Raw genomic sequence first — 7,873 nt, 5'->3', positions numbered from 1 at the left:
GTTAGCTCAGTTGGTAGAGCAGTTGACTCTTAATCAATAGGTCCAAGGTTCGAATCCTTGACAGCCCACCAGACGAAAGCCACTTGGTCCTCCAGGTGGCTTTTTTCTTGGGTGTTCAGCGGCTGCCGGACGGCTCTGCGAGTGTGCCGATGGACACCAGGCGCCTTCCTGCTTCATGCACCATCAACGGCAGGGCCCAGCTCAGCACCAGCAGGCTCGGCACCATCACCAGGGGCGATGCCAGCTGCATGAGCGCAGGCACCAGCAGCGACAGGCGGAACACCGCGGGTGACAGCGTCACCAGGTAGCTGCGCAGCATCCATCGCCGGTGCTGCTGGACGTCGCCACGCCGGATGCTGCGATAGCCGCAGAATGATGTGACCAACCACGCCAGGCCGGTCGCAGCGAACGCCATTTTCAGTGCCAGCCAGCCCTGGGTGGTGGCGATCAGGCCGGCGACAGCGGCGCTCCCCAGCAGGATGCCGGCCAGGTAGATCCGTCCCAGCCAGCGATGCAGCCGGGGACGGTGTCGCCGCAGGGGACCGATGAACTGCGTGGCGCCAGCCAGCATGGCCAGGCTGCCGCCGGCGACATGCAGCCACAGCCAGTTGCGACGCTCCCAGAACATGCCATAGGCCTCGGCGCTGACCTGCCCGTAGCGCTGTGCGGTGACCCACAGGAAGTGCAGCGCGACTGCAAGACCGAGCAGCCAGACGAGTGTGGACCAGCCGGGCATCCGGGCCTGCAGGGGCGTGCGGAGTGGGGTGCGTTCCATCGGGGCAGACCGGGTGGCGGCAACGGCACGAGTCTACGCGCACGTGCCGGCGCCTGCGCGTGGGTGCCTGGACTACGTATTCAGGTTTGTCACGCCTTCCGCTTTGTGCACCCGCCTGCGACAATGACGGCCTGTGCCGGCCACGCGAAAGTGGCGGAATTGGTAGACGCCCTGGATTTAGGTTCCAGTGCCGCAAGGCGTGGGGGTTCGAGTCCCCCCTTTCGCACCAGTGCCGGCCTGCCTCCGCCTCCGCCGGGCGTTCCCGAGGCGCTTGCCCGGCCTGCGCTGGCAGTGCACGCCGAATTGGGCGAAACTAAAGGGCTGCGGCAAGCAGGCGCGTCCCGGACGCCGTCACCTTACAACCGTTTCATCCATCATCGAGCCGGAGGCCAGAGCGCCACCGGTGGCAGGAGTCAACATGCAAGCTTCGATCGAATCCATCGGCAACCTGGAACGCCGCCTGAGCTTCTCGCTGCCGGAAGACCGTCTGCAGAGCCACATCAACGGCCGCCTGGGCGAAATCGCCCGTACCACCCGCATCAAGGGTTTCCGTCCGGGCAAGGTGCCGGCCAAGGTGATCGAGCAGCGCTTCGGCGCGCAGGTCCGTGGCGAGGCGCTGGACGGCCTGCTGCGCGAAACCTTCGATGCGGCCGTGCGTGAGCACGATCTGCGCATCGTCGGCAGCCCGCGCATCGACAAGGGCGACGAGGGTGAGTTCTCCTTCGTGGCCACCGTGGAAGTGGTGCCGGACTTCGGTGACATCGACGTCAGCAAGCTGACCGTGGTGCGCCACACCGCCGAGATCACCGACGCCGACATCGACCAGATGATCGAGAACCTGCAGAACCAGCGCCGCACCTGGGCACCGGTTGCGCGTGGTGCGCAGGATGGCGACCTGGTCGCGGTCGAAACCTGGTCCCAGGCCGGCGAAGAGCGCCTGCCGGCCGAAGGCACCGAGAAGGGTTCGATCGTGCTCGGCCAGGGCATGATGTTCGAGACCATCGAAAAGGGCCTGGTCGGCCTGGCCAAGGGCGAGGAAAAGACGCTGGACGTCGATTTCCCGGCCGACTGGCGCGTGCCGGTGCTGGCCGGCAAGACCGTGCAGGTCACCGTCAAGGTTGCCGAAGTGTCCGAGCCGGTGGTGCCGGCGGTCGATGAGGCCTTCATCAAGAGCTTCGGCGTGAAGGGCGGTGATGTCGAGCAGTTCCGCAGCGACATCCGTGCCAACCTGGAGCGCGAGCTCAAGGGCGCGCTGATGAACCGCCTGCGCCGTGAAGTGGGCGAGCAGCTGATCGCCGCCTATTCCTCGGTGGAAATGCCGCCGCGCCTGGTCGAGAACGAAGCCCGCGCGATGCTGGCCCAGCAGGTCGAGCAGATCCGCCGCAGCGGCCGCAACCCGGGCGAGATCCCGGCCGATGCCCACGAAGGTTTCAAGGACGCCGCCGCCAAGCGCGTGCTGGTCGGCCTGCTGGTCGGCGAAGTGGCGCGCACCAACGATCTGCGCCTGGAGCCCAAGCGCCTGAACGAAACGCTGCGTCTGATCGCCTCGACCTACGAAGAGCCGGAGCAGGTCATTGAGATGTACCGCAACGACCCCCAGCTGATGTCTGGTCTGCAGAACCGTGTGATGGAAGAGCAGGTGATCGACTGGATCGCCGAGCGCGCCCAGCACACCGAAGAGAAGCTGTCGTTCCAGGACGCGATCCGCCAGTAAGTCCGGGCGGATCACCGTATGCCCCGCGCCCCTGCCGGCGCGGGGTTGTTTCCCCCCAAGATAGGTACCTCACGTAATGGACAACCGAACCAAAGCCCTGAACCTGGTTCCGATGGTGGTCGAGCAGACCAGCCGCGGCGAGCGTGCCTACGACATCTATTCGCGCCTGTTGAAGGAGCGCCTGATCTTCCTCGTGGGCCCGATCGACGATCACATGGCCAACGTGGTGGTGGCGCAGTTGCTGTTCCTGGAATCGGAGAACCCGGAAAAGGACATCAACATCTACATCAACTCGCCGGGTGGCGTGGTCACCGCCGGTATGGCGATCTACGACACCATGCAGTACATCAAGCCGAATGTGAGCACCACCTGCATCGGCCAGGCGGCCTCGATGGGTGCCCTCCTGCTGGCTGCAGGTGAAGCCGGCAAGCGCTATGCGCTGCCCAATTCGCGCGTGATGATCCACCAGCCGCTGGGGGGGTACCAGGGCCAGGCGACGGACATCGACATCCACGCGCGCGAGATCCTGACGCTGCGTTCGCGCCTGAATGAGATCCTGGCCCGCCACACCGGCCAGTCGCTGGAAACGATCGCTCGCGATACCGAGCGCGACAACTTCAAGAGTGCGGTCGAAGCGCAGGCCTACGGCCTGGTCGACCAGGTCCTGGAGCGTCGCCCGGATGAGTCGGTCCAGGCGGGTTGAGCCGCCTTCACGGGGCCAGGCAGGCCTCGTTCCTGCAGGGTCGGGCGGGACTGGTGTCCCTCCGGCCCTGTGCTATTCTCGAATCGAACCCCCGTTCAGCGGGTGGGGTAACTGGGTAAGCGAAGCATGAGCGAAGACCGCCAAGGTCGTTCCACGGACACCGGCAAGATCCTCTACTGCTCTTTCTGCGGCAAGAGCCAGCATGAAGTGCGCAAGCTGATTGCGGGTCCGAGCGTGTTCATCTGCGATGAATGCGTGGAGCTGTGCAACGACATCATCCGCGAAGAACTTGAGGAAAAGGCGCAGTCGGCGCGCAGCTCGCTGCCGAAGCCGCGCGAGATCCTCGAGGTCCTCGACCAGTACGTGATCGGCCAGAACCGTGCCAAGCGCACCCTGGCCGTGGCCGTATACAACCATTACAAGCGCATTGAGAGCCGGCAGAAGAACGACGACGTCGAGCTGGCGAAGTCGAACATCCTGCTGGTCGGTCCGACCGGTTCGGGCAAGACCCTGCTGGCCGAAACCCTGGCCCGCCTGCTCAACGTGCCGTTCACCATGGCCGACGCCACCACGCTGACCGAAGCCGGTTACGTGGGCGAGGACGTGGAGAACATCATCCAGAAGCTGCTGCAGAAGTGCGACTACGACGTCGAGAAGGCGCAGCAGGGCATCGTCTACATCGATGAGATCGACAAGATCTCGCGCAAGAGCGAGAACCCGTCGATCACCCGCGACGTGTCCGGCGAAGGCGTACAGCAGGCCCTGCTGAAGCTGATCGAAGGTACCGTGGCCAGCGTGCCGCCGCAGGGCGGTCGCAAGCATCCGCAGCAGGAGTTCCTGCAGGTGGACACCAAGAACATCCTGTTCATCTGCGGCGGCGCGTTCGCCGGCCTGGACAAGGTGATCCAGGCCCGTTCCACCGACGTGGGCAGCATCGGCTTCGGCGCCAAGGTGAAGAGCGCCGAGCGCAAGCAGGAAGTGGGCAAGCTGCTGGCGGAAGTCGAGCCGGAAGATCTGATCAAGTTCGGCCTGATTCCCGAGTTCGTCGGCCGCCTGCCGGTGGTGGCGACCCTGGAGGAGCTGGACGAGCCGGCCCTGATCAAGATCCTGACCGAACCGAAGAATGCGATCACCAAGCAGTTCAAGAAGCTGTTCGAGATGGAGAACGTCGAACTGGAGTTCCGTCCGGACGCCCTGTCGGCCATCGCCCGCAAGGCGCTCAAGCGCAAGACCGGCGCCCGTGGCCTGCGCACCATCGTCGAATCGGTGCTGCTGGACACCATGTACGACCTGCCTTCGCAGGAAAACGTCAGCAAGGTGGTGGTGGACGAATCGGTGATCGAGCACAAGTCCGAGCCGTACCTGATCTACCAGACCCCGGCGGCCCCTGAACAGAAGGCCGCAGGCGCCGAGTGATTCTTCCAAGTTGTTGATTGGAAAGAATTTTAAAGGAATGCCTTGCATCTGAAAGCCGATGGCCCCATAACGGGGCCATCGGCTTTTTTTGTCTCCGGAAGATGTCCTCCCGGAGGCGGTTTTCCCCTTCCCTGGAGCCCCCATGGCCCGTTCCCCAAGTGAAACCCTCGACCTGCCGGTCCTGCCGCTGCGCGACGTAGTGGTGTTCCCGCACATGGTCATCCCGCTGTTCGTCGGCCGTGACAAGTCCATGCACGCGCTCGAACAGGCAATGGAGGCAGACAAGCGCATACTGCTGCTCGCACAGAAGTCCGCCGAGACCGACGACCCGCATGCGGCCGATCTCTACCAGGTCGGTACGCTGGCGCAGGTGCTGCAGCTGCTGAAGCTGCCCGATGGCACGATCAAGGTGCTGGTCGAAGGCCTCTCGCGCGTGCAGGTGACCCATGTCGACGAACGCAACGGTTCGCTGCACGGCCAGGCCGTGGAGATCGACGCTGCGGACGAGCGCGAGCCGCGCGAGATCGAGGCGATCGCCCGCTCGCTGATGTCGCTGTTCGAGCAGTACGTGAAAACCAACCGCAAGCTGCCGCCGGAGCTGCTGCAGACCCTGGCCGGGATCGACGAGCCTGCGCGCCTGGCCGATACCATCGCCGCCCACATCAGCGTGCGCCTGGCCGACAAGCAGCGCCTGCTGGAAACGCTGGCCGTCGGCGAGCGCCTGGAGATGCTGGTCGGCCTGGTTGACGGCGAGATCGACGTGCAGCAGATGGAAAAGCGCATCCGCGGCCGCGTGAAGTCGCAGATGGAGAAGAGCCAGCGCGAGTACTACCTCAACGAACAGATGAAGGCCATCCAGAAGGAACTGGGTGACCTCGACGACGCGCCGGGCGAGCTGGAAGAGCTGGCCCGCAAGATCGCCGAAGCGGGCATGCCGAAGGCCGTGGAAGCCAAGGCGCGCAACGAACTGAACAAGCTCAAGCAGATGTCGCCGATGTCCGCTGAGGCGGCGGTCGTGCGCAATTACCTGGAGTGGCTGCTGGGCGTGCCGTGGAAGAAGCGCACCAAGGTGCGCAAGGACCTGAAGGCCGCGCAGGACACACTCGATGCCGACCATTACGGCCTGGAGAAGGTCAAGGAGCGCATCCTTGAATACCTGGCGGTGCAGTCGCGGGTGAAGCAGATGAAGGGCCCGATCCTGTGCCTGGTCGGGCCGCCGGGCGTGGGCAAGACTTCGCTCGGCCAGTCCATCGCCAAGGCCACCAACCGCAAGTTCGTGCGCATGTCGCTGGGCGGCGTGCGTGATGAGGCCGAGATCCGTGGCCACCGTCGCACCTACGTCGGCTCCATGCCGGGCCGCATCGTGCAGAACCTCAACAAGGTCGGCAGCAAGAACCCGCTGTTCGTGCTCGACGAGATCGACAAGATGTCGATGGACTTCCGTGGTGATCCCTCCTCGGCGCTGCTGGAAGTGCTCGATCCGGAGCAGAACAACGCATTCAACGATCACTACCTGGAAGTGGACCTGGATCTGTCGGAAGTGATGTTCGTGGCCACCTCGAACTCGCTCAACATTCCGGGCCCGCTGCTGGACCGCATGGAAGTGATCCGCATCCCCGGTTACACCGAGGATGAGAAGCTCAACATCGCGACCCGCTACCTGGTGCCCAAGCAGATCAAGGCCAATGGCCTGAAGCCGGAGGAACTGGAAATCGGCAGCGATGCGATCCAGGACATCGTGCGCTACTACACCCGCGAGTCGGGCGTTCGCAATCTGGAACGCGAGATCGCCAAGATCTGCCGCAAGGTGGTGAAGGAGATCGCGCTGGCAGGCCCGCAGCCGGTGAAGGCCAGAAAGGGCGCGAAGAAGGCCAAGGCGCTGGTCACGGTGACCGGCAAGAACCTGGACAAGTACCTGGGCGTGCGCCGCTTCGATTTTGGTCGCGCCGAGGAAGAAAACGAGATCGGCCTGGTCACCGGCCTGGCCTGGACCGAAGTCGGTGGCGACCTGCTGCAGATCGAATCGACGCTGGTACCGGGCAAGGGTCAGTTGATCCTGACCGGCCAGCTTGGCAACGTGATGAAGGAATCGGCTTCGGCGGCGCTGTCGGTCGTGCGTTCGCGCGCCGATCGTTTCGGCATCGACAGCGACTTCCTGCAGAAGCACGACGTGCACCTGCACGTTCCGGACGGTGCCACGCCGAAGGACGGCCCGAGCGCCGGCGCGGCGATGGTGACCTCCCTGGTCTCGATGCTGACCAGGGTGCCGGTGCGTGCCGATGTGGCGATGACCGGCGAAATCACGCTGCGTGGGCGGGTCACCGCCATCGGTGGACTGAAGGAGAAGCTGCTGGCTGCCCTGCGTGGCGGTATCCGCACGGTCATCATTCCCGAAGAGAACCGCAAGGATCTGGCCGACATCCCGGCCAACGTCACCCGTGATCTGAAGATCGTGCCGGTGAAGTACATCGAAGAAGTGCTTGATCTGGCGTTGGAGCGTCCGCTGGCACCGAAGAAGGCGCGCAAGAGTGCGCAGCGCGTCACGGTACGTAGCAAGGCGAAACCGAGTGGGAACGCGCGCGTCAAGCACTGACGCGCGTTGCCGAATGGCCTGAAACCCGCGTCGTTGCTGGCTTTCCAGCTTGCGTGGGGGTAGGGCCACTGGTATAAAAGCAGCACTCGCAAATGAGTGATCGCTGTTGGCGATCTCTGAATCGGCGAACCGTTTCCACATGGCGATCGCGCGCAGATGGCGTGCGGTTGCTTCCCTGTCGAATCCGCGGAACCCACCGCCAAAGGAGTTGTAGAGAATGAACAAGACCGAATTGATCGACGCCGTTGCTGAAGCTGCCGACCTGACCAAGGCCGAGTCCAGCCGCGCTGTCGATGCCGTCGTTGCTGCCATCACCAAGGCGCTGAAGGACGGCGATGCGGTCACCCTGGTTGGCTTCGGTACCTTCCAGGTCCGCGACCGTGCAGCCCGCACCGGCCGCAACCCGAAGACCGGCGACACCATCAAGATCGCTGCTTCGAAGAATCCGTCCTTCAAGGCTGGCAAGGCCCTTAAGGATGCTGTAAACTAAGCGGCTCGCTGGGGTGCTTAGCTCAGCGGTAGAGCGTCTCCTTTACACGGAGAGGGTCGGGGGTTCGAAACCCTCAGCACCCACCACAGCACCGCGGTAAAAGTTTGAGTGTGGAGCGGTAGTTCAGCTGGTTAGAATGCTGGCCTGTCACGCCGGAGGTCGCGGGTTCGAGTCCCGTCCGC

6 protein-coding genes and 2 tRNA genes are annotated in these 7,873 nt (G+C 64.1%); 7 read left to right on the top strand and 1 reads right to left on the bottom strand.

The features are described from left to right. Positions 1-115: 115 nt before the first annotated feature. On the bottom strand, positions 116-775 hold the full coding sequence (locus QMZ25_RS15005; RefSeq protein WP_283219872.1) for a DUF2306 domain-containing protein: 660 nt from the start codon (positions 773-775) through the stop codon (positions 116-118). A 144-nt stretch (positions 776-919) separates the two neighbouring features. Between QMZ25_RS15005 and QMZ25_RS15000 the strand changes: the two genes are divergently transcribed. The 7 genes from QMZ25_RS15000 to QMZ25_RS14970 all read left to right on the top strand — a co-directional run bounded on the left by QMZ25_RS15000 (position 920) and on the right by QMZ25_RS14970 (position 7,777). Next, positions 920-1,004: transfer RNA gene (locus QMZ25_RS15000), tRNA-Leu, on the top strand. Positions 1,005-1,193: 189 nt separating this feature from the next. Then, complete coding sequence (gene tig, locus QMZ25_RS14995; RefSeq protein ID WP_053520350.1) at positions 1,194-2,489, top strand: trigger factor; 1,296 nt, start codon at positions 1,194-1,196, stop codon at positions 2,487-2,489. Between the two features lie 76 nt (positions 2,490-2,565). After that, positions 2,566-3,192: an ATP-dependent Clp endopeptidase proteolytic subunit ClpP gene (gene clpP / locus QMZ25_RS14990; RefSeq protein WP_053520351.1), complete on the top strand. Its 627-nt coding sequence runs from the start codon at positions 2,566-2,568 to the stop codon at positions 3,190-3,192. 126 nt (positions 3,193-3,318) lie between these two features. Continuing rightward, positions 3,319-4,608 (top strand): ATP-dependent Clp protease ATP-binding subunit ClpX, encoded by a 1,290-nt coding sequence (clpX, locus tag QMZ25_RS14985; RefSeq protein WP_053520352.1) that lies wholly within the window; start codon positions 3,319-3,321, stop codon positions 4,606-4,608. 142 nt (positions 4,609-4,750) lie between these two features. Next, complete coding sequence (lon, locus tag QMZ25_RS14980) at positions 4,751-7,201, top strand: endopeptidase La (protein WP_053520353.1); 2,451 nt, start codon at positions 4,751-4,753, stop codon at positions 7,199-7,201. A 217-nt stretch (positions 7,202-7,418) separates the two neighbouring features. Beyond that, on the top strand, positions 7,419-7,691 hold the full coding sequence (locus tag QMZ25_RS14975) for an HU family DNA-binding protein (protein WP_005408270.1): 273 nt from the start codon (positions 7,419-7,421) through the stop codon (positions 7,689-7,691). A gap of 11 nt (positions 7,692-7,702) precedes the next feature. Next, a tRNA-Val gene (locus QMZ25_RS14970) sits at positions 7,703-7,777 on the top strand. Positions 7,778-7,873: the final 96 nt, after the last annotated feature.

Origin of the sequence: Stenotrophomonas sp. RS-48, from assembly GCF_030053245.1 — a bacterium.
GTDB lineage: Bacteria > Pseudomonadota > Gammaproteobacteria > Xanthomonadales > Xanthomonadaceae > Stenotrophomonas > Stenotrophomonas maltophilia_P.
This window is presented reverse-complemented; position numbering and strand designations above follow the sequence as displayed.

Excerpts from the sequence above, each read along its gene's own strand:
- clpP (WP_053520351.1), top strand. The coding sequence starts at position 2,566 with ATGGACAACCGAACCAAAGCCCTGAACCTGGTTCCGATGGTGGTCGAG.
- clpX (WP_053520352.1), top strand. The coding sequence starts at position 3,319 with ATGAGCGAAGACCGCCAAGGTCGTTCCACGGACACCGGCAAGATCCTC.
- QMZ25_RS14975 (WP_005408270.1), top strand. The coding sequence starts at position 7,419 with ATGAACAAGACCGAATTGATCGACGCCGTTGCTGAAGCTGCCGACCTG.
- QMZ25_RS15005 (WP_283219872.1), bottom strand. The coding sequence starts at position 775 with ATGGAACGCACCCCACTCCGCACGCCCCTGCAGGCCCGGATGCCCGGC.
- tig (WP_053520350.1), top strand. The coding sequence starts at position 1,194 with ATGCAAGCTTCGATCGAATCCATCGGCAACCTGGAACGCCGCCTGAGC.
- lon (WP_053520353.1), top strand. The coding sequence starts at position 4,751 with ATGGCCCGTTCCCCAAGTGAAACCCTCGACCTGCCGGTCCTGCCGCTG.